Here is a 21,535-nt window from a genome sequence, read left to right as displayed (position 1 = left end):
GCGTGAAGCAGCAGCAGGTGGGAAACGCGAGAGCCGACAGCGAGCGTGCCCGGGTGAGAGGCCCCGGCCGCAGCTTCTCGCCCCTGGCCGCTCGCCGCCGGGCACGCTCTTCGCGCGGCCGTCCGGTCAGCCGGCGGCCGTCCTCACCCGCCCGGCCGTCCCCGCCCCCACCGCTGTCCCCGCCCCCACGGTCTTCCCCGCCCCCGCTCGCGCCACGGTGCGCTCACGACTGCCCGCCGCTTTCGGGCGGTGGCCCGCGGACGCGGATCGCGCGTCGGACGCCTCCCGCCCGCACGCGTACGCCAGTGGCCCCAGCACCTCCTCGCAGTCCGGCAGCCACGGGTCGGTGGAGCACGGGTGCCTGGCCCACTGCGCGCAGCCGCCCTGGACGCGGGTCGGCGGTGCCACCACCCACTCGCCCGGACCGCGAACCGTCAGGCCCAGTGAGGCGGTCGGCCAGCCCATCCTGTCCAGCAGCGCGGCCGTCTTCGCGCCGGCCCCGAGCAGGACGAGGAACGCCATGCGCCGGGCCGGGGAGGAGATCGCCGGACTTGTCGGCAGCCCCATGCGCTCCAGGCGGGCCAGCGCGTGGAAGCCCGCGCTCTCCGGCACCTCGATCGCGTCGAAGGTGCGCCCCGTGGGAAGCAGCAGCGACGCCCGCGGATGGCGCCCCCACGCCCGCCGTACCGCCGCCGTGCCGCAGCACACCTCGGCGGCCCACTCGGGACCGGCGGGGTGGGCGCCCGGGGCCGGGCACGCGGGTGAGGCGCATGAGCAGGCGGACGTGCCCTCGGGTCCCGGTTCGAGCCACGCCCCGGCGAGCACCTCCCAGTGCTGCTCTTCCGCGTAGCGGACCGCCTCGTCGAGAAGCCGGCCGCCGCCACCGAGTCGCTTCGGAACCGCGATGGTGTTGTCCATGTGGTGCACAACTGTCCCCAACTGTCCGGGTTACGGGCCGCGCGTGCGGCTCACACCCCAGCGCATGGGGGCAATTGCGGGGCGCGTGCGAGCACCCCGACCGAGATGCGGGTAAGCACTCGTGGGGCTCCGGCCGAGAGCCGCACCCGGCTGCGGCCGGGACCAGGATCGCCAGAAGATGCCCGTTACGAGTGAATTGACGCTGATGCTGCGTTTGTTCGGCGGCAGGCGGGAAGAACATCTCTCGAATGAACGATGAGGGGGGAAAGATGGCCGCACGACCACTCGTGGCGCGGCAGCCCAACGAAAGGCTCCAGTCGCTGATCCAGGAGGCGGGCTGCTCCAACGCCGGCCTGGCCCGGCGGGTCAACATGTGCGGGGCCGAGCACGGGCTCGACCTGCGGTACGACAAGACCTCGGTGGCCCGCTGGCTGCGCGGGCAGCAGCCGCGCGGGCGCGCCCCTGGCATCGTCGCGGAGGCGTTGGGCCGCAAACTCGGGCGGGCGGTGACGCTTGAGGAGATCGGCATGGCCGACGGCCGCAGCCTCGCCACCGGAATCGGCCTGCACTTCGCCCCCACCGTCCTGGGAGCGATCGAGCAGGTCTGCGAGTTGTGGCGCAGCGACGTGGGCCGGCGCGACTTCCTCAGCGGTTCGACCGTCGCCGCGTCCGCGCTGGTCGAGCCCAGCAGGGACTGGCTGATCACCCGCCCCGATCAGGGGGTGGCGCGCAACGGCGGCGCGCGGGTGGGCATGTCGGATGTCGAGGCGGTCAAGGCCACCACCCAGGCCCTCACCGAACTCGACCACCGGTTCGGCAGCGGCCACGTGCGCCCGGTGGTGGTGCACTACCTCAACAGCGTCGTCTCGGGGCTGCTGGCCGGGAGCTACCGGGAGGCCGTGGGCCGCGAACTCTTCTCCGCCGTCGCCCGGCTGACGGAGCTCGCCGGCTACATGGCGGTCGACACCGGCCAACCGGGTTTGGCCCAGCGGTACTACATCCAGGCGCTGCGACTGGCCCAGGCCGCGGGCGACCGCGCCTACGGCGGCTACATCCTGGCCGCCAGCATGAGCCACCTCGCCGCCTCCCTCGGCAACCCGCGGGAGATCGCCCAACTCGCCCGCGCCGCGCAGGAGGGAGCCCGCGGCCACGTCACCGGTACCGCCGAGGCGATGTTCCACGCCGCCGAAGCACGCGGCCACGCCCTGCTCGGCGACGCCCGCACCTTCGCCGCCGCCGCCGCGCAGGCCCTGGACGCGATGGAGCGCGCCCGGCCCGACGACGACCCGCAGTGGATCGCCCACTTCGACCACGCCTACCTCGCGGACGAACTCGCCCACTGCCACCGGGACCTCGGCCAGGCCGAACCCGCCGCCCGCCGCGCCAGGGAGGCGCTGGCCGCGCACCCGGTCACCCGGACCCGTCGCCGCGCCATCGACCTGCTGCTGCTGGCGGACGCACAGGTCCAGCAGCGTGACGTCGAGGCGGCGTGCGACTCGGGCACTCAGGCGGTCGCCCTTCTCTCCGGCCTGCGTTCGAACCGCGGCGAGGAGTACCTGGAGGACTTCCGCCGCCGTCTCGAGCCCTACGCCTCCGAGCCCGTGGTCCGCGAGTTCAACGCCAGGGTGGAGGAACCGGAAGCCGCCTGAAGGGGGACGGAGCGTGCGGCCAATGAGGCATAACGGGAGATCAGGAGGGAAGTCCGCGGCCGCACACCGAATCGTTACCGGACCGACACCAGGTTCGCTCGGGTCCGTCAAACACCTGGGCAGGCCCGCTGAATCCGCCGTCCGCAAGGACGGCGGACACCTGCCCCGCCTGTGAGTCCGCGCTCATCGACCGGCTCGCGTTACCCGCTCCACCACCAACCCGGTAGCGTTGGCCGACGGTTTGCAACGGTCAGCAGGCGGGAGTGGACGGCGATGAACAGCAGCGGTCGCGGCGAGGAATCGCAGGAAGCGTACCGGGGCGTCGTTCTCCCGTCAGCCCAGCCACCGCTGCCGTACGGCGACCATGTCCAGCCGGCCGGCGGCGCCCCCTGGGGCTCCCCCGCGGGGCAGCAGGCGCCCCAGGGCGCCGTGGAGCCCGCTGACGCCACCCAGATGCTGCCGCCCTACCCGGCGGCCGACCCGGGCCACCCCGCCGACGCCTTCGGCCCCGCGCCGGTCGTGGTGCCGCAGCCGCTCCCGGGGCCGCCGCCCGCGGAGGCCACCCAGATGCTGCCGCCCTACCCCGCGGCGGACCCCGTGGCCGACCAGTCCGGCGGACCTCTGCCCCCGCTGGCGCCGACCCAGTACATACCCGCCTCGGCGGCTCCCCAGGAGCCCGCCGAGGCCACCCAGGCGATGCCGCGTTTCCAGGAGCCGCAGCAGGGCTACGGCCAGGGGTACGAACAGCCCGGCGGCTACAGCCAGTACGGCGCCGAGCAGCCCTACCAGGGCGGCACTCACAACGGGCAGGAGCCCTACGCGTCCGGGTACGGCTACCCGCAGCAGGCTGTCCCCGGCCCCGGTTACGAGCAGGAGTCCGCGCCCAACCCCGGCTACGAGCAGCCGGCCGCCTCCAACCCGGGCCACGACAGCGACTACGACCACCTCTTCCGCAACGACGTCCCCGCCCCCGAGCCGGTGCGACCGCGCATCATCCAGCCGCCCAACCGGCAGCAGCCCGCCCAGCCCTACGCCCAGACCGGCTCGCCCTACGGAGGCGGTCCCGCCGCTCCGGGCGCACCGGGTGGACACGAGCCCGGCTACGGCCCGGACCAGGGCTACGGCCGCCAGGACGGCAACGGCGGCCGCCGCCGGATGTCCCCCAAGGTGGTCATCGGCATCGTGGTCGCCGGCTGCGTGGTGGCCGGCCTGGTCGTCGGCGCCCTGCTCAACAGCGGCGGCTCAGGCTCCGGCACGGCCGCGGACACCCCCTCCGCCTCGGCCCCCAGCGCCTCCGCCAGCGGCACCTCCGGTCCGGACGCCGCGGCCGATGCGGCCAAGCAGCAGGCCGACGCGCTGAACACCCTGCTCAGCACCAGTGGTGCCAGCCGCAGTTCGGTGGTGAGCGCGGTGGAGTCGATCAAGAGCTGCGGTGACCTCGCCGGTGCCGCGTCCGATCTCAGCACCGCGGCGGGGCAGCGCAAGGACCTGGTCAGCAAGCTGTCCACGCTCCCGGTGGACAAGCTGCCCAACCACGCCGCCCTCACCGACGCCCTCACCAAGGCGTGGCAGGCGTCCTCCGCGGCCGACACCCACTACGCGAACTGGGCCAACCAGGCCAAGGGCAACCACAAGCTCTGCCACGGGGGCCACGCGCGGGGTACCGCCGAGACCCAGGCCGGCGACAAGGAGAGCGGCACCGCCACGACGGAGAAGAAGAAGGCCGTCAAGCTCTGGAACTCCATCGCCGACCAGTACGGCCTCACCAAGCGCCAGTACAGCGAACTCTGATCGCCCCCGGTCGCGGCCCGTCCCCGGCGCATCTGGCCGCGCCGGCGGCCCCCGGGCGCCCTTCCAGGCCCTACCGCTCCCGGCGCGGAGGCCGCCCGTGGCAGTACTGCGCACAGGGAGTGGCCAAACGTCATCCTGTCGTCACTTTCGGGTGAATTATCGGGTCGGCCGGAGCGTTGCGTACGATCGTGAGCTGTGCAAAGTTCGGTGAACTCTTCCCGTCGCGGCCGACGCTCCTCCACGATGGGGGGTATGCCGCTCAATGACATGCCGTGGTGGCGCTGGCGCAGCAACGTGCGCTCGGCGCTGCACATGATCGGCGACCCGGTCTTCCAGATGGAGGTCTGGCGTACCGGACGCGACGGGTACGGCGACGTCACGGACGCCGTCTACCGCCTCGTCGAGGACACCTGGCTCGACAACTGGTCCGCTGAGAAGTACGTGGGCACCATCTTCCGCGACTCCCAGGAAGCCGCCCTCGTCGACGCCGCGGTGCTGCGGGTGCTGAAGATCCTGCACCAGGTCGGTGCGGACGCCCCGTCCGTGGCCTACCTCGACCACCCGGACTGGCCCGGAGCCGTGCACGCCGCCCGCGAGGCGCACCTGAGGATGGCCGCCGCCGACGGCGACGACCCCGAGGCGCCCCCGCGCACCCTGGAGATCCTGGCGATCTACAACCGGTCCGCGTGACGGACAAAGCTCCCGTGCGGCACCCCGGTGTGCCAGGCTGAGGGGGTGAACGAGCAGCAGTCACCGGCATCGGCCACCCCCGCGGCGGCGCAGACGACGCAATACGTCCTCACCTTGTCCTGCCCCGACAAACAGGGCATCGTGCACGCCGTCTCCAGCTACCTCTTCATGACCGACTGCAACATCATCGACAGCCAGCAGTTCGGCGACCGGGGCACCGGCCTGTTCTTCATGCGGGTGCACTTCTCGGCCGACCCCGGGGTGACGGCGGACAAACTGCGGGCGAGCTTCGCCGCCGTCGGCGACGCCTACCACATGGACTGGCGCATCCACCCCTCGCAGGAGCGGATGCGGATCCTGCTCATGGTGAGCCGCTTCGGGCACTGCCTCAACGATCTGCTCTTCCGGGCCAGCATCGACGCGCTGCCGGTCGACGTGGTCGGCGTGGTCTCCAACCACACCGACTTCCGCGACCTCGCCGCCTCGTACGGCGTGCCGTTCCACCACATCCCGGTCACCCGGCAGGACAAGGCCGAGGCGGAGGCACGCCTGCTGCAGATCGTCGCGGAGGAACAGGTCGAACTGGTGGTCCTCGCCCGCTACATGCAGGTGCTCTCCGACGACCTGTGCCGGGAGCTGTCCGGGCGGATCATCAACATCCACCACTCCTTCCTGCCGAGCTTCAAGGGCGCCAAGCCGTACCACCAGGCGCACGACCGGGGCGTCAAGGTCATCGGCGCGACCGCCCACTACGTGACGGCCGACCTCGACGAAGGCCCGATCATCGAGCAGGAGGTCGAACGGGTCGGCCACGACGTCACGCCCGAGCAACTGGTGGCCGTCGGCCGAGACGTGGAGTGCCAGGCTCTTGCCCGGGCGGTGAAGTGGCACAGCGAGCACCGGGTGCTGCTCAACGGCCGCCGCACGGTGGTCTTCGCCTAGGTCGGTCTAACACCGTCTGACAGAGCTCGCCCGGCCGGCGGGGGCCGGCTCCCCCACGGCCGCGCACGGGGGTACCCGACCCGCCGCGTTGTCGGTCGTCGGCGCAGCCCGCCGCGCTCTCCCCCTGGGCCTGTTGGCCCGGGAGGCACCCCCACCCTCCGCCGCGCGATCGCACCCGCCAGACACCGCCACCTCCGCCCTGTGGGCAGGCGACGATCTACTGCCAGACCGGACCCGGGCTCCGTTCGGCGGACAGGACCTGGGCTCCCTCTCCTCAGCCTTTTCTGGGGGCGGGCTCCGCACGCGGCGCCCGCCCCCGGGCTGTCACATCCGGGACAGCGAGGCCGTGGCGAAGAGCACGTCGCGGATGGCGGCCCGGTCGCCCACCTGCCCTGCCGCCGTGCGCTCGGGCTCGACGTGCCCGGCCGCCAACTGGCAGAACTCCAGGCTGTCCATCGCGACGTGCGCCACCATCCCCTCCTGGGACGCCTGCGCGCTGGGCGAGTCCAGGGGCAGGTACCACTCGCCGCCGCCATCGCCCTCGATCTCCAGGCGCAGCGAACGACCCGGCGCCCCCGCGGTCGCCAGCCGGCCCGCCGAGGTGGTCAGCCCGGCCCTGCGCCGCTGGGCGAGCGCCGTCGGCAGCATGCGTGGCGCCAGGTCGACCAGCCCGGCCAGATGCCCGGGGGCCGGCGGTTCGTACGGATAGTCCACAGCCTCGGCGATGTCGGCGGCGTGCACCCAGCACTCGAAGGCTCGGTCAAGGAACGCGTCCCTGAACGGCAGCTCGAAGTGACCGTAGTCCACACCGAGGTCGGCCACGCCGTGGCCCGCGAACGCCACGGTCCGCACCAGCTGGTGGCTCTGCTCACGCCACATCGAGCGCAGCGTGGCACCCGGCAGATGGCCGCGCGCGTCCCAGTCGGCGGCCGTGCGCTCCCAGGGGTCGAGGGGCAGTTCCTCGTCCTCGGGAATCCGGGAGTGGTACGCCCGGACCGCCGGGCCGCCGCCCTCCGTGTCCTGCGGTCCGCCCAGGCCCCGGCTGCTCGACGGCAGACCCAGCGCACGGCCCACCAGGCCGTCGACAGCGGTGAGGTGGGCGATGACCTGCCCGACGGTGCACTGCTGGCGCACCGGCACGCCGTCGAACCACTGGAGTCGCACCGGTGCCGACCAGTAGGAGTCGCCCAGGTCGCGCAGCAGCGCGTCCAGGCGCGCGGTCTCGGCGTCGTAGGCCCCTGCCCATTCCGGCACCGGGATACGGGCCGGCCGCCGGCCCAGGCAGGCATCCAGGACCCGTGCGCGCAGCATGGGGTCCAGGTCGAGGGAGTCCTCCTGGTGCAGCAGTGTGACGGCGTGGCGCAGTCGGCGCGCCTCTTCCGCGCAGCTCTGGCAGTCCGCCAGGTGGGCCTCGACGGCCTGTGTCTCCTCCGACGCGCAGGCTGCCAGGGCCCACGCGCCCAGCAGCGACTTGAGGGTGGCGTGCTCGTACTGATGAGGACGGCCGGACAGACCCGCGAGCCCCGTCCGCGCGACCCGATCGACGCCGCCCACACGTCCTTGCGGCGCGGCCGGCGGAGTCCGGTCCGGCGGTCCGGGACGTTCGGACGGTCCGTCGGTCTCGGCCGTCGTGTCGTTCCGCTCCCGCGTTCCGGCCTCCGGGCCGGCGCCGCCGGACGGTGCGGGTGTCTGAGGAGGCAGGTCGAAGGGCAGGTCGTCAGGTGCGCCGTACTGCTCACGCTGGGCGGGGATGCGCGGGCGGCCGCTTCCGCCGTCGGTCGGGCCGCCGCCCGGGAACGCGGTGCCGCTCACCGGGCGCCCTCGCGGCTTTCGTGCCGGCCGTGCGGCTCGGACAGGTCGTGCCCGTCCGGATGCACGGGCTGGTCGGGCTGTGCGTGCTGGTCGTGCGGCCCGGGTGGGTCCTCGGACGGCTCGACGGCCGTGGACAGCAGCTGCAGGCCGAGTCGGAGCCGCCGACGGGCCTCGTCCTCGCTGACACCCAGGTCGGCGGCTGCCGCCCGGTAGTCGAGGCGTTCGTGATAGGCCAGTTCCAGGGCAGCCCGCAACGGGGCGGGCATCGAGGTCACGATGAAGTCGGCCCTCGCCGCCGTGTTGGCCTCGCGCACCCGTGCCTCCACTACCTGCGGGTCGGTGCGGTCCTCGTCCTCGTACTGCTTTAGGCGGTGTACGGCCTGGTGCTGGGTCAGGTCGGCGATCCAGGAGCGCAGCGAACCATACCTGGGCTCATAGGCGTCCGGGTTCTCCCAGACGTAGCCGAACACCTCGCGGGTGACCTCGTCGGCTGCCTCGTCGTCGTCCATGACGCGGTACGCCAGGCTGCGCACCAGCGACGCGTAGCGGTCGTACAGTTCGCCGAGAGCGGCTTCCTCGCCACGCGCCAGCCGCTGCTGCATCTTGCGGTCCCAGCGCGGTGGTGCGGGTGTTGCCATGCCCGGCCCCTTTGCTGCCTCGTGCCGTCCTGGTGCGGTCCTGGTGCGGTCCGTGCCCTGTGCTGCTCGTCTTTGCGCTCTTCGGTGTCCATGTGCGTCGACTGCCTGCGGCCTCGGCGTGCCGGCGCCCATCGGCGCTCCGTGTTCCGGGCAGTGCGCCGGTCAACCGCCGCCTCCCGTACGCGGCGCGCCGTGTACGCCGCGCGGGCAAGCCGCCCGCCGGTGCGGTACAGCCTGTCCGTGCTTTCCCCGACGGTACCCGGCAAAGGGTTGACGGCACGGGCCTTTGCACCAACCTGACACCACATGTGATCACTTTTGTCTCTCTGTTATCCGTGCGTGACCACTATGTGGCGTCGATCTGACCGAGAGTGGGCATAGGCTCGGGGCACGTCATTCGCAGTCGACGCCGAGCGAGGTGGGACCGGTGCAGGTGACCCAGGCCGAGCAGAGCGGCTGGGCCGTGGTCACGGTCACAGGGGAGCTGGACCTGCTCTCCTCTTCCGCGGTCCGGCAGAAAGTGCACGAGGTGGTCGCCGACGGACGGCGCAGCCTCGTCCTCGACCTCGCCGACGTGCGGTTCTGCGACTCCAGCGGGGTCGGTGTGCTGATCGGGGCGCGCCGGCTGATGCGCTCGTGCGCGGGGCGGCTGCGCATCGTCCTGCCCGAGCAGGGCGCGGCGGCCTCGACGAGCACCGCCCGCACGCGCTCAGGCGGCCACGAGCCCTCCCCGGGCGCCCCGTACCGTGACGCCGGCCTGGCGCACGGAGGGCGCTCCACCCGGGACGACGGGCCCTACAACGGCGGCTCGCACGTCAACCGGGTGCTCGCCGCGCTCGGCGTACGCCGGCTCTTCGACGTGTACGCCGATCTCGACGCGGCCACCGACGACGACGCGAGGCCGCTCTCGGCCTGACCGAACCGGTCTGCGGCGATGCCCCGGCAGGAGGCCGGCAGCAGGCTGTTCACCCGCGCCGGAGGCGCTGGGCGGGACGGGACCGCTGCCTCGGCACGCGCCGTCAGGTGTGCCGCACGCCGTATCCGTCCAGTGACGGCTCCAGTCGCGCGAAGGCCGCGCGCGCGGTGCGCTCCAGTGTCGCTGGCAGCTCCGCCTCCGCCGTGCCCGCCCGCACCTGCCGCTGCGCCTCACCCCACAGCAGCCGAAGCACCGAGGTCAGCTGCGCCGCCACCAGGCGCGGTGTGAAGGCGTCGGGCGACTCTCCCACCGCCTCGGCGAGAACCACCGCAAGGGCCTGCTCCTGGTGGTCGAAGATCTCCCGAAGCCGCGCCCGCAGCACCGGGCTGCGGTCGATCAGCCGGCTTGTGGCGGCGTCGGTGAGGCCGAGCATCCGGTCGCGGTCGGCCGCAGCCCGCAGGTAGTAGGCGCGCACGGCGTCGAGCACGGAGACGCCGTCCGGCCGGTCGGCGAACGCCCGCGCAGGGCCGAGGATCACCTCGTCGTGCATGTCGAAGAACAGGTCCTCCTTCCTCGGGAAGTAGTTCGTCACGGTCATCTTGGCGACGCCGGCGGCCTCGGCGACATCGGCGATCGTCGTCTCGTCGAAGCCCCGTTCGAGGAACAGGGTCGCCGCCACATCCGTGATCGCCCGCCGGGTCCGCTGTTTCTTCGCCTCGCGCAGTTGGGCCATGAGTCCCACTTTAGTGTGACGGACCTAAGGAAATCCTTGCCGCGTTGATTGGCTCGACCTAAAGTTATGTCAGTGCCAGAAACGCTCTGGTGTCGAGAATGGTGAGGAGAACTGCCATGGCCTCGCGACTGAGGGGCATCCGTGCCTGCCTGGGCTTCGAACCGGCCGAGGGTGCCGCCGTCCTTGCTTCCGCTGCGCGGGCGCGCAATGCCGGGGATGCCGTCACGAGTGCGGCTGCGACCCGCGCGAGTATCGGGCGCGGAGCGGTGCACTTGCCGTTCGGTCCGCAGGGTCGAGCCGGGACGTCCGGGGCGCTCGGGCCGCCCAGGGCGTTTGAGTCGCCTCCGCCGCCTCTGGTGCCCCTGCCGTCCGGACTGTCCGGACTGTCCGGGCTGATGCGTTCGGCGCGCGGTCGACGATGGCCTCCGTGGCGCCCTGATCGCTCATCGGTGGCGCGTCTGCCCTCGATCAGCGCCTATCCAGGGGGCGAAGGGCGATCCATCATGACGCCATGGCTCTCATCACCTTTGTACGGGGCGACATCACCGAAGAGCGGGTCGACGCGGTGGTCAACGCCGCCAACTCGTCTCTACTGGGCGGCGGCGGTGTCGATGGCGCGATCCACCGCAAAGGCGGTCCGGAGATCCTCGCCGGGTGCCGGGAGCTTCGCGCCTCCCGCTACGGTCGCGGACTGCCCACGGGCCAGGCGGTCGCGACCACCGCCGGGCGGCTTCCCGCGCGCTGGGTCATCCACACAGTCGGCCCTGTATGGCAGCCCGATGAGGACCGTTCCGCACTGCTGGCTTCCTGCTACCGCGAGTCCCTCCGGGTTGCTGACGGCCTCGGGGCTGCCACCGTCGCTTTCCCCGCCATCTCCACCGGGGTCTATGGATGGCCATTGGACGACGGCGCCCGGATCGCCGTCCGGACGGTCAGAGAGGTGGAAACCGCTGTCGACGAGGTCCGTTTCGTGCTCTTCGATGACGTCGCGTACGAGACTTTTGTCGGCATCGAATAAAAGTCAGATGAAAGGCGGAAAATGGGTGGCTGGTTGATTGCGGAGCGTCCGCTTTACGTCGTGTCCGAGGTGTGATCTGGCGTGCCGTCGAGTTGGCCTTGACCTCGGGTAGTCTCCATCGGGTGCGTGTACGTTCCTGGCCCCTTCGGGGCGCTGCCCGGTCACCCCGAAGTGGCGCTCTACCAGGGGGCTTGGCTCGTCAGCCGGCAGGTGTCGCGGGGTATGGCGCACGGACCCCGCTGCTTCGGAGCGTGCCCGGAGGCTCGGGTGCGGATGCCGCCGTTCGGGAATGCTATGGGAATGCGAACTCACGCAGGGTGACCGCGTGTGCGGGTAAGGCGCCGAGTCCGCCGGTTCGGATGGTGTGAGCAGTGCAGGTACTTCAGATGCAGATGGAGGTCGGGGCAGATCCGGCTGAAGTCGGCCGCGCCCGCAGGTGGGCCCGCTCCCGGCTGATCGGTTCCGGCATAGGGGTCGACGAGTCGGTGGCCGAGACCCTGCTGCTGCTCATCTCCGAGCTGGTCACCAACGCCGTGGTGCACACCGGCTGTCCGGCGGTGCTGCGGATGCTCTTCCCGAGCGCTCCGGCCGCCCCTGTCCGAGTGGAGGTCGCGGACAACAGCGTCACGCCGCCGCTGCCGCGCCATGCCGGCCGGGAGGAGACGGGCGGCCGCGGGCTGGAGCTGGTGGACGGCCTGGCCGACCGCTGGGGCTGGCAGCCCGAGGGGCACGGCAAGCGGATCTGGTGCGAAGTCGACCGCGCGGCGGCGCTGACCTGATCCCGTGCGCCGAGGGCCTGCTGCTCAACGGCCGGGGGCGCTCTGGAAGGTTCTGCGGTAGGCCGAGGGGGACACTCCGAGAGCCGCGTGCAGATGCTGCCGCAGTGACGTGCCGGAGCCGAAACCGCAGTCGCGAGCGATCCGGTCGATGCCGAGGTCGGTGGACTCCAGCAACTGGCGCGCCCGCTCCACCCGCTGCCGGGTGAGCCATTGCCCGGGGCTGAGGCCGACCTCCTCGCGGAACCTCCGGGTGAAGGTCCGCACGCTCACCGCCTCCTGAGCCGCGAGTTGCCGCAGCGTCAGTGGTTGCTCCAGCCGCTCCAGCGCCCACATCCGGGCCGCGCTGGTGCCGGCCGACCCCGGTTCGGGCAGCGGCCGCTGTACGAACTGCGCCTGGCCGCCGTCCCGATGGGGCGGAACCACCGTGCGCCGGGCCACGGCGTTCGCCACCGCCGCGCCGAAGTCGCGGCGCACGATGTGCAGGCACAGGTCGATCCCGGCCGCCACGCCGGCCGAGGTGAGCACGTCCCCGTCGTCCACGTACAGCACGTCAGGATCGACTCGGACCCGGGGGAAGAGCCGCTGGAAATGGTCGGCGCTGCTCCAGTGGGTGGTCGCCGGCCGCCCGTCGAGCAGCCCGGCCGCCGCGAGGATGAAGGAGCCCGTGCAGATGGACACCATCCGGGTGCCCGGCCTGATCCCCGAGAAGGCCGCCGCCAGTTCGGGAGTGATCCGGCCCTCGGCGTAGACCGGCCCGAGTTCGTATGAGGCGGGCACCACCACGGTGTCCGCCTGGGACAGCACCTCGATTCCGTGCCCGGCCAGGATGGGGAAGTCGGCGTTCGTCCGCACCGGGCCGGCGTGCAGGCCGCACGTCACCACCTCGTACAGAGCCGAACCGTCCACCGGGTGCCGCGCGGTGCCGAGGATCCGGGCCGGGATGCCGAGTTCGAACGGAATCACCCCGTCCAGGGCCAGCACCGCCACCTTGTGCCGACTGCCACCGAAGGCGCCGGCGCTCGCGCCCCGCTCCGGCTCGTTTCCAGCACCTTCGTCGCCCGCAGCCGCCATGGCCCGATCCTTGCACAGCATGGCTCTCGGGTCACTCGTCCGTGTGACCCCGGTGCCCGCAGACTCGTCGGCGTGACGCAGACAACCTCCGGTGGCGGAGCCCCCGTCCCCGTCCAGCTCGCCGCCCCGGCCGCCGGGCCGAAAGGACCGCGGCGGCTCCACCGCCCGCACCGCGCCTGGGCCGTCGCGGCCGTCACGTTCGTGACGATCGTCGGTGCGGCCGCCTTCGCCTCGCTGCCCGGGCTGCTGATCGACCCGCTGCACAGCGAGTTCGGATGGTCGCGCGGGATGATCGGCTTCGCCGTCTCGATCAACCTGGCGCTGTACGGCCTCACGGCACCGTTCGCCGCCGCGCTGATGGACCGCTTCGGCATACGCGTCGTCGTGGCGGTGGCCCTGTCGACCATCTCGCTCGGCGCCGGGTTGACCGTGTTCATGACCCGCAGTTGGCAACTGGTGCTGTGCTGGGGCGTGCTGGTCGGCCTGGGCAGCGGGTCCATGGCGCTGGCGTTCGCCGCCACCGTCGCCAACCGCTGGTTCGTCACCCACCGCGGCCTGGTCATCGGCATGCTGACGGCCGGCGGTGCCGCGGGCCAACTGGTGTTCCTGCCGCTGCTGTCGTGGATCACCGAGCACCACGGCTGGCGGCCCGCCGCCGTGACGGTGGCGGCCACGGCGCTCGCCGTCGTGCCGCTGGTGTGGCTGCTGCTGCGCGACCATCCCGCGGACCTCGGCCTCGCCGCCTACGGCGCGACGGAGCCGACCCCCAAGCCCGCTCCGGTGACCGGAGCCGCGGTGCGGGCGGTGCGGGCTCTGGGCCAGGCCGCTCGCGGTGGCACCTTCTGGCTGCTGGCCTGCAGCTTCGCGATCTGCGGCGCCTCCACCAACGGCCTGGTCAAGACGGACTTCGTGCCGGCCGCCCACGACCACGGACTGCCCGTGACCACAGCCGCGTCCCTGCTCGCCGTGATCGGCGTCTTCGACATCGCCGGCACGGTGGCCTCCGGCTGGTTCACCGACAGGATCTCCCCGCGGCGCCTCCTGGCCGTCTACTACGGGCTGCGCGGCCTGTCGCTGATGTTCCTCCCGATGCTCTTCTCCGGCTCCATCCACCCGTCGATGGTCCTGTTCATCGTCTTCTACGGCCTCGACTGGGTGGCGACGGTGCCACCGACCATCGCCCTGTGCCGAGAGCACTACGGCGAGGGCAGCGCGATCGTCTTCGGCTGGGTGCTCGCCGCCCACCAGATCGGCGCGGCCCTGGTCGCCTACCTGAGCGGGGTGGCCCGGGACGCGCTCGGCTCGTACGACGTCGTCTGGTACAGCTCAGGCGCGCTGTGCGCCGTTGCCGCGCTGATGTCCCTGGTGGTGCGGCGGCGGCCGGCTCCCCGAGCTTCCAGGCCGGCGCTCGCGCACTGAGCCGCGGGCAATCGGTCACGGCGGGCGCAGGTCAGCGGCCTCGGGCCACGGCCCGTGCGATGCGCCGCGCGTCGATCGCCATCTCACGGAACATCCCGCTAATGGGGTTGGTGAAGCCGGTGAAGTAGAGCCCGGGTGCTCCGGGTGGTGTGCGGCGCCCGTGGACGACCGGCCGGCCGCGCTCGTCCAGCACCCCCAGGTGCCCCACCAGCGGTTCGAGGCCGCGCCGGTAACCGGTGGCCGCCACCACCACCTCCGGCGCCGTCTCGGCGCCGTCGGCCAGCCGTACCGTGCCGCCTTCGAACTCCGCGACCGCGGCGACCGGCTCGACCTTCCGGGCTCGCACCGCGGCGATCAGCCCCACGTCCTGGACGGGGATCGCGCCCTGCCTGACCCGCGAGTACAGCCCGTCGGCCGGCCGCGGCAGGCCGTAGGCGGCCAGGTCGGGGACGGAGAGCCGTTCGACGCGGGTCGCGACGCGGTCCACCACCCCCACCGGCAGCCGCCGGCACAGGATGCCACTGGCCTGGGCCGGCCAGCCCGCCGTGGAACGGCGCAGGATGTGCGGCGGGGTGCGCACCGCCAGCCGTACCCGCGCCGCGCCGCCCTCCGCCAGATCCACCGCGATCTCCGCGCCGGTGTTTCCCGCCCCCGCGATCAGCACGTCCTTCCCGCGGTAGGGGGTCGCGTTGCGGTAGGCGGAAGCGTGGAGAAGATCCCCGGTGAACGTGTCCACGCCGTTCCACGCGGGTATGTGCGGAGTGTGGTTGTGGCCGGTCGCCACCACGACCACCGGGGCGGTGAGGACCCTGCCGCCCGTCGCCGGCAGAGACCAGCCGGCACCCGCCGCCGAGTCCGAGTCCGTGCCCGCGGCCCGCTCCACACGTTCGACCTCGATGCCTGTGGCGATGTCGAGAGCGTGGTGGTCTGCGTAGAGCTCCAGGTAGCGGACCACGTCGTCGCGGGACACCCAGCGCCCGAACCGGCGGGGGATCGGCAGCCCGGGCAGGGCCGAAAGCCGGCGTGTGGTGTGGAGGTGCAGCCGGTCGTAGTGGCCGTGCCAGGACGCCCCGAGCCGCTGGGCGCGTTCCAGCACCAGCGGACGCAGTCCGTAGTGGCGCAGCGCCGCCGCCGCGGCCAGCCCGCCGGGTCCGGCTCCGATGACGAGCGCGTCGGGTGCGGCGGCGGATATCGCCCCTCTCGGGGCGACGTTGGTGGGGTTTGCCATGCGGGGGACTCCTGGGACCTGAGCCGGTCGGTGCCGGGTTCGGGCGCGGTGTGGAGAGGCGGCTGGAGGCGGCTCTGGGCGGCCGCGCGGGCGGTCAGAGGGATCGAGACGGCGGCGCGGAACCGCGACTGGGCCGAGCCGGAGCTGAAGCGGAGGCGGAGGCGGTGCGGCGGAACGGCAGGCGCGAAGGTGCGGCGTGCCGTGTGGTGTCGGGCGGTAACCCTTTGCGCCTGCGAGCGTAGTGCCCGTCGCCATGGTGTCCACGGGCGGCGGGTGCGGCAGCCGGTACGCGCTGGTGCACGCGGGGGCGTGGACGTTCGCGGACAGCCTTCGGGCGGGCGCGCGGTCGCACGATTGGGGCGCGCGGGCGGACGGAAGGTCCGCCTGGGAGGAAGCCCGGCAGGCGGGAGGAGGGACCAGGGGCGGGCGCGCGGCATGGGGAGCACCGGGCGGGCGCGCGGCATGGGGAGCACCGGGCGGGCGCGCGGCGTGAGGAGCACCGGGCGGGCGCGCGGAGGCGGGGCGTCCGGTGGGCGCCGAAGCGGGCCGTCGAGGGGCCCGGGCGTGGTGGCGCGGACGCCCGCGGCCTCCCCCGAGACCGTGGGCGCCCGCAGCGGGGCGAAGTGCTGCTGTTCTGGCAGGACACGCTGAGGTGAAGCGGGCGCGCGGGGCGGCCCCGGAGCACGGCTGCTCGCGGTCCGTCGCAGGGCGCGCCGCCGTGCGTGGAACGGCCGACCGCGCACGGGGCGGCGGGCGGACCACGCGGACTACTTGGGCGGCTTGCGGCCCGTCACGCCGAGGTGGACCAGCAGGGCCAGGTTCGGCTTCAGCTCGGACTGCTTGACGCCCGTGCCGGTGAAACCTTTCTGGTGGGCGGCGACGGCGGCGAGCATCGCCACCAGCGACCCGGCCACCGCCGGCGCGCTGACCTGCTTGTCGACCTTGCCCTTGCTCTGGAGGTCCTTGATGGACTCGGCCAGGGAGCCGGAGACCGAACTCAGCACCCGGGTGCGGATTCGGTTGAAGCGTTTGTCCCCTTCGGCCGCCCCGAGGTCGATGACCCGCAGGATGGCGTCGTTCCGGCGCCAGAACGAGAAGAAGCCGTCGACGAGTTCGTCCGCGGCCTGCACGCCGGACTTGCCGACCCAGGAGCGGCCCGCGACCAACTCGTTCAGGCTCGCCCCCTCCTTGGCGATCTCGTCGGCGAGCTCCAGGACGGCGCCCTCGACGTCGGGGAAGTACTGGTAGAACGTTGCGGGGGAGGTGCCCGCCATCCGGGCGACGTCAATAACCTTGACGTCCCGGTACGGCGACGTGCTGAGCATCTCGCCGAGGCAGTCGAGCAGCTTCTGCCGCGTCGCCTGCCCGCGGCGGCCTGCCACACGGCCGTCGACGGTACGAACTTGTCCTGTCATGCCGTCAGTTTACCTTTGGGTGATCAGCGCGCGATTTGGCGGCGTGCAAACGGGGAACCCCTCGTTCCGTTTGACGAACGACCTGTTCAACGGGGGTTTCTTCTGCCCCACTGGCCCCAGCCGCGCCCTCCCTCGGGGGCCGTGTTTGTCTACATTTGCCACCCGATCCGTGACGCCACAGGAATTGACCATCTGTTCGAATGTCACTCCGTGGTGTGATGCGGCCCTTCGCATACGGTGATGTCCGACCGGCGGAACGAGGTGCTTCGCGCGCCGCATGCCGGGTCGGCGACGGCCCAGGCGCCCGCTTCGCGGTGCCGACGGGTCGCGCGTCTGTTCCCACGGGCCGCGTAACGGCGCGCCGCCGCCGTCACGGCGCGGAAGAAGGGGATGATAACGAGTTCGCTCCACGGGCGTGTCGCCGCGCCCCCGGGTTCGCAACCGGCCCTCTTCCCAGGAAGAATCGGCCCGTACCCTGGCACCGGAGCCAGCGAAGGGCCGCAGGGGGCCGCAGCGCACGGGGAACGGCCGCGGACAGCGCGGGCACGGGGAGGTGGCAGGGCAGTGGTGGAGCCGCTGACGCAGCGCGATCCGAGGCGGATCGGTCCGTTCGAGGTGCTGGGACGTCTCGGGGCAGGCGGCATGGGCCTCGTCTACCTGGCCCGTTCGGCCTCCGGCCGAAGAGTGGCCATCAAGACCGTCCGGGCCGAACTCGCCGAGGACCAGCTCTTCCGGGTCCGCTTCACCCGCGAGGTCGAGGCGGCGCGGGCCGTGTCCGGCTTCTACACCGCCGCCGTCGTGGACGCCGACCCGCGCGCCGCCGTGCCCTGGCTCGCCACCGCCTACGTCCCCGCACCCTCCCTGGAGGAGATCGTCAACGAGTGCGGGCCGCTGCCCGCGCAGGCCGTGCGGTGGCTGGCCGCCGGTATCGCCGAGGCCCTGCAGTCGATCCACGCCGCCGGCCTGGTCCACCGCGACATGAAGCCGTCCAACGTGCTCGTCGTCGAGGACGGTCCCCGGGTGATCGACTTCGGCATCGCCTCCGGGGTGTCCAACACCCGGCTCACGATGACCAACGTAGCCGTCGGCACCCCCGCCTACATGTCGCCCGAGCAGGCCCGGGACTCGCGCAGCGTCCGCGGTGCCAGCGACGTCTTCTCCCTCGGCTCCACCCTGGTCTTCGCGGCGACCGGACACGCGCCCTACCACGGAGCGAGCCCCGTCGACACGGTGTTCATGCTGCTGCGCGAGGGTCCCGACCTGGCCGGACTGCCCGAGGAACTGCGCCCGCTCATCGAGGGGTGCATGCGCATGGACCCCCTTCAGCGGCCCACCCCGGCCGAGCTCCAGACCCAGCTCGCCCCGCACCTGTTCTCCACCGGTGGGGACGACACCGGCACCGCCTCCGCCTGGCTGCCGCCCAGCGCCGTCGCCCTGATCGAGGAGCGGCACCGCGGCCGCACCGCGGCGCCGGCGGCCCGCGCCCGCGGTACGGCCCGGGCCACCGGGCCCCAGGTGCCGGCCCCGCCGAGCACCCCGCCACCGCCGTCGCCGCAGCGGGCCGAGGTCGCCGAGCGGGCCGAAGGCGTTCAGCAGGCCGCGGTTGTCCAGCCGGCCGCTGTGCCCCAGCCGTCCGCGGCCGGAACGCCGGCCGAGTCCGCCGCTCCGGTCAGCCTCGCCGGGTCCGCGCCCATCGGCCCCGGCGTACGGGTCCGCGAGGTCGCCGGGCGCCGCAACGCCGCCGTACCGCCGTCCGGCACCGGATGGGTGCGACAGCGCGGCGGTGCGCACCGCGCCCCCCAGGCCACGCCGCACCCCGTTCCCGTCCAGCCCCAGATGTCAGCCCAGATGTCACCCCAGACGTCCCCCCAGACATCCCCCGCATCCCCTCAGACGTCTTCCCGGGCGCCGGTGCCGCCGGGGGAGTGGCGGCCCTGGCGCTTCCGGATGTCCAACGACGTCTGGGGTCCCCCCGTCGTCAAGGACGGGTCGCTGTACGTCACCTCCTTCGAGGTACACGCGCTCGACGTCGCCAGCGGCCGCCGCCAGTTCAAGTCCCGCGACGTGGCCTGGACGATGGCGGTGGTCGACGGCCGCATCCACGCCTCCGACGGCCCCAACCTGTTCGCGCTCGACGCCGCCGGCGGTACCGAGCGCTGGCGCGCCGCCGTCGACGGGTGGGTCTACGCGGTGCAGGCCGAGGGCGGCCGCGTCGTCACCGGCACCCGCGGCGGCGGCGTCCAGCTGTGGGACGCGGCCGGCGGCAGGCTGCTGTGGGAGCGCGGCGGCGCCCAGACGGAGTTCGAGTCGCCGCAGTCCGGGCCCTACCTGGCCGACGGCGTGGTCTTCTACCAGGGCGGCGGCCTGCTGCACGCGGTCGACACCGCCGGTCGCGACCTGTGGACCTACCCGGTGGGCGAGCCCGGCTCCGCGGGTTCGGTGGTGACCCGGCCGCTCCTCGCCGCCGGTACCGCCTACCTGACCGCCGGCACCCGGGTGCTCGCCCTGGACGTCCGCACCGGCGCAGCGCGGTGGGGCTTCGAAGCGCCCGCCGTGATGTTCGCGCCGCCCTCCCACGCGCCCGGCCCGCCGGCCGCGGGCGGCGGCCTCTACGTCGTCGACCACCTCGGCACCGTCTACGCCCTCGACGCCGCCGACGGGCGCGAACGGTGGCGGGTGGCCACCGAGCCCAGGCAGTCCGTCGAACCGGTGGCGGTGGCGGGTGGCGGCGTCCACCTGGGCGCGGGCAGCGCCCTGTACACCCTGGACGCGGCCAGCGGGCAGCCGCGCTGGCGGTTCGCCGCCCAGGGCGGGATCGTCGGCTCGCCCGCGATCGCCGACGGCCGGGTCCACTTCGGCTCCGAGGACCACTGCCTCTACACCGTCGACGCCCAGGACGGTCAGCTGCGCTGGCGGCTGGAGACCGGCGGTGAGATCACCGGGTCGCCGGTCGTCGCGGACAGCGTCGTCTACGCCTGTTCGAAGGACCGCTGCGTGTACGCGCTGGACGCCGCACAGGGTACGGGGGCGACGGCCCGGCGGGCATGACCCCGCCTGGCCGCCCGGCCGCGTCGGGCTCACCAACGCCGCGGAGCCCCGGAGGGCGGAAGGTCCGGCTCCGCCGGCGGACCAGCCGCCAGGTGCCGCGCCGTGCCGTGTCCGGCCATTCCCGCGAGCCCGTCAGGCTCCGGTGTTCCGGGCACCGGCCCTGGTGTCCCGGGGGCGCGGATCGCCTCAGGCAGCAGGGGGTGCCGGTCCGGCTCGCGCTCCGCGGCCCTGCTCGGCACGGGGGACGGCGCCGAGGACACCCGGCCCGCCTCGTCCATGCGTCTGGCGGCGCCGCGCAGTACCGCCGCGCCCGCCAGGAGCAGCACGGCCGCGCTCAGCGCCCACGCGGTGCCGCTGCCAAGACCTGCCGGCACCAGCGAGCCCGAGGCCTGCTCCTGGCGGACGGCCCACAGCACGGTGACGCCGCCTACCAGCACCCCGGCGAGGCCGATCACCGCCGAGGACAGCATCAGTACGCCCAAAAGGGTGAGCAGGGCGGCGAAGCCGAGGGGAAGGAGGAGGGAGCCGAGCGGCGCCGCGTCGTGCGGCGTGACGCCGACGCCGGTGAAGAGATCATCGACCCGGACGTCGGTGCCGTGACGGCCGTCGTACCAGACACGGAAGGGACTCCGGACGGCGGCCGCCGCTCCGGCGAGGGCGAGTACTCCGCCCAGGATGGTGCGGACCATCGGGGGATGACACCGCCTCGCTCGCACGACCCCCTCGGGGCCGACGCTACGCCCGGTGTCTCAGGTGTGCCAGGCGGGCCTCGTCCTCCTGCCGCCCTCCTCCCGGGCGCCCGCCCGGGGGACGGCGGACGGGCGAACGTGCGGGAACCCGAACGATCACGGACCCGAACGATCAGGGACCCCGACGATCACGAACCCGAACGTCCGGGAACGCCGACGGCCGACCACAGCGCCCCCTCCGCGCTGTGGCCGGCCGTCGCCCGGAGGTGAGCCGGCCCCCTGAGCCAGCCCGCCGTTGCCCTCCGGACCCCCGTTCCCCCCGCTTCCCCCGTTCCCCCTGTTTCCCCCGTTCCCCCTCCCCGGCGGCCGCCGACCCCCATCGGCGACCTCCGCGGTCCATCCCCCGTCCCCCTGGTCCCCCGTCCCCCCCGTCAGCTCCTCCGCCTGCGATGTCCGCCGGTGTCGCGCCCGCCGCCCGCCGCCCCCACGGCAGGTGGTCTCGCGTCCTGACGGCACCGCCCCGCGGTGCGGAGCCGGGTGCGGATCAGCCCTTGGGCGCGGAGTCGTTGAACTGGTTGAGCGGCTTGATGCCGCCCGACTGGGTGGTCGCGGCCGCCTCGGTCACCGTGGTCTCGGCGGCAACCGGCTCGGCCTCGGTGACGTGGCCGTGGTGCGACGAGGTGTGGTCGGTCTCGGCCGCAGGAGCGGCCGCGACGGACTCGGACTGCTTCTCAGTGCTCATAGGGCTGCTCCTGTGTGGTGCCGTTCGCGAAGGTGCT

Annotated in this window: 18 protein-coding genes; 9 read left to right on the top strand and 9 right to left on the bottom strand. The window is 73.2% G+C overall.

Annotated elements, in window-relative coordinates; all coding sequences use genetic code 11:
• Positions 1–126 precede the first annotated feature (126 nt).
• Entirely contained in the window at positions 127–918 is a 792-nt protein-coding gene (locus tag BS72_RS13200) for a bifunctional DNA primase/polymerase (protein WP_063836061.1), read from the bottom strand.
• A 269-nt stretch (positions 919–1,187) separates the two neighbouring features.
• Here BS72_RS13200 and BS72_RS13195 point away from each other — a divergent pair, with 269 nt between their 5' ends.
• The 4 genes from BS72_RS13195 (at position 1,188) to purU (ending at position 5,990) form a co-directional block, all read left to right on the top strand.
• Positions 1,188–2,567, top strand: a complete 1,380-nt coding sequence (locus BS72_RS13195) for a hypothetical protein (protein ID WP_037910584.1) — start codon at positions 1,188–1,190, stop codon at positions 2,565–2,567.
• 273 nt (positions 2,568–2,840) lie between these two features.
• Complete coding sequence (locus BS72_RS13190) at positions 2,841–4,358, top strand: hypothetical protein (RefSeq protein ID WP_051951066.1); 1,518 nt, start codon at positions 2,841–2,843, stop codon at positions 4,356–4,358.
• Between the two features lie 243 nt (positions 4,359–4,601).
• Entirely contained in the window at positions 4,602–5,048 is a 447-nt protein-coding gene (locus BS72_RS13185; protein WP_078901331.1) for an SCO4402 family protein, read from the top strand.
• A gap of 45 nt (positions 5,049–5,093) precedes the next feature.
• Entirely contained in the window at positions 5,094–5,990 is an 897-nt protein-coding gene (gene purU / locus BS72_RS13180) for a formyltetrahydrofolate deformylase (RefSeq protein WP_037910580.1), read from the top strand.
• Between the two features lie 324 nt (positions 5,991–6,314).
• Here purU and BS72_RS13175 read toward each other — a convergent pair whose 3' ends face one another.
• On the bottom strand, positions 6,315–7,544 hold the full coding sequence (locus BS72_RS13175) for a maleylpyruvate isomerase N-terminal domain-containing protein (protein ID WP_232792383.1): 1,230 nt from the start codon (positions 7,542–7,544) through the stop codon (positions 6,315–6,317).
• A 254-nt stretch (positions 7,545–7,798) separates the two neighbouring features.
• On the bottom strand, positions 7,799–8,440 hold the full coding sequence (locus BS72_RS13170) for an RNA polymerase sigma factor (RefSeq protein WP_078901330.1): 642 nt from the start codon (positions 8,438–8,440) through the stop codon (positions 7,799–7,801).
• Between the two features lie 427 nt (positions 8,441–8,867).
• Between BS72_RS13170 and BS72_RS38200 the strand changes: the two genes are divergently transcribed.
• The gene (locus BS72_RS38200) at positions 8,868–9,356 is read left to right on the top strand and encodes an STAS domain-containing protein (RefSeq protein WP_037910576.1); all 489 of its coding nucleotides are present in this window, start codon (positions 8,868–8,870) and stop codon (positions 9,354–9,356) included.
• Between the two features lie 103 nt (positions 9,357–9,459).
• On the opposite strand, the gene BS72_RS13160 is transcribed toward BS72_RS38200, so the two are convergent.
• Positions 9,460–10,089, bottom strand: coding sequence for a TetR family transcriptional regulator (locus tag BS72_RS13160; RefSeq protein WP_037910573.1), 630 nt, complete (start codon positions 10,087–10,089; stop codon positions 9,460–9,462).
• 511 nt (positions 10,090–10,600) lie between these two features.
• On the opposite strand from BS72_RS13160, the gene BS72_RS13155 reads away from it, so the two are divergent.
• Together BS72_RS13155 and BS72_RS13150 are read left to right on the top strand one after the other, a co-directional pair.
• Positions 10,601–11,107, top strand: a complete 507-nt coding sequence (locus BS72_RS13155) for an O-acetyl-ADP-ribose deacetylase (protein ID WP_037910571.1) — start codon at positions 10,601–10,603, stop codon at positions 11,105–11,107.
• A 371-nt stretch (positions 11,108–11,478) separates the two neighbouring features.
• On the top strand, positions 11,479–11,886 hold the full coding sequence (locus tag BS72_RS13150; RefSeq protein WP_051951064.1) for an ATP-binding protein: 408 nt from the start codon (positions 11,479–11,481) through the stop codon (positions 11,884–11,886).
• Positions 11,887–11,910: 24 nt separating this feature from the next.
• Here BS72_RS13150 and BS72_RS13145 read toward each other — a convergent pair whose 3' ends face one another.
• Complete coding sequence (locus BS72_RS13145; protein ID WP_078901329.1) at positions 11,911–12,957, bottom strand: GlxA family transcriptional regulator; 1,047 nt, start codon at positions 12,955–12,957, stop codon at positions 11,911–11,913.
• A gap of 72 nt (positions 12,958–13,029) precedes the next feature.
• Between BS72_RS13145 and BS72_RS13140 the strand changes: the two genes are divergently transcribed.
• Positions 13,030–14,376 (top strand): MFS transporter, encoded by a 1,347-nt coding sequence (locus BS72_RS13140; RefSeq protein WP_037910569.1) that lies wholly within the window; start codon positions 13,030–13,032, stop codon positions 14,374–14,376.
• Between the two features lie 31 nt (positions 14,377–14,407).
• Here BS72_RS13140 and BS72_RS13135 read toward each other — a convergent pair whose 3' ends face one another.
• Together BS72_RS13135 and BS72_RS13130 are read right to left on the bottom strand one after the other, a co-directional pair.
• Positions 14,408–15,604: a flavin-containing monooxygenase gene (locus BS72_RS13135; RefSeq protein ID WP_037910566.1), complete on the bottom strand. Its 1,197-nt coding sequence runs from the start codon at positions 15,602–15,604 to the stop codon at positions 14,408–14,410.
• 767 nt (positions 15,605–16,371) lie between these two features.
• Positions 16,372–17,019 (bottom strand): TetR family transcriptional regulator, encoded by a 648-nt coding sequence (locus BS72_RS13130; protein WP_037910564.1) that lies wholly within the window; start codon positions 17,017–17,019, stop codon positions 16,372–16,374.
• A gap of 564 nt (positions 17,020–17,583) precedes the next feature.
• On the opposite strand from BS72_RS13130, the gene BS72_RS13125 reads away from it, so the two are divergent.
• Complete coding sequence (locus BS72_RS13125; RefSeq protein ID WP_198545884.1) at positions 17,584–20,067, top strand: serine/threonine-protein kinase; 2,484 nt, start codon at positions 17,584–17,586, stop codon at positions 20,065–20,067.
• Between the two features lie 29 nt (positions 20,068–20,096).
• Here the strand turns inward: BS72_RS13125 and BS72_RS32265 are convergent, their stop codons facing one another.
• The gene (locus tag BS72_RS32265; RefSeq protein ID WP_051951063.1) at positions 20,097–20,756 is read right to left on the bottom strand and encodes a hypothetical protein; all 660 of its coding nucleotides are present in this window, start codon (positions 20,754–20,756) and stop codon (positions 20,097–20,099) included.
• A 544-nt stretch (positions 20,757–21,300) separates the two neighbouring features.
• On the bottom strand, positions 21,301–21,498 hold the full coding sequence (locus BS72_RS13115; RefSeq protein WP_037910562.1) for a hypothetical protein: 198 nt from the start codon (positions 21,496–21,498) through the stop codon (positions 21,301–21,303).
• Between the last annotated feature and the right edge of the window lie 37 nt (positions 21,499–21,535).

The organism is Actinacidiphila yeochonensis CN732 (assembly GCF_000745345.1).
Classification (GTDB): Bacteria; Actinomycetota; Actinomycetes; order Streptomycetales; family Streptomycetaceae; genus Actinacidiphila; species Actinacidiphila yeochonensis.
The sequence above is the reverse complement of the archived record's forward strand: the minus strand, read 5'-3'. Positions and strand labels throughout refer to the sequence as shown.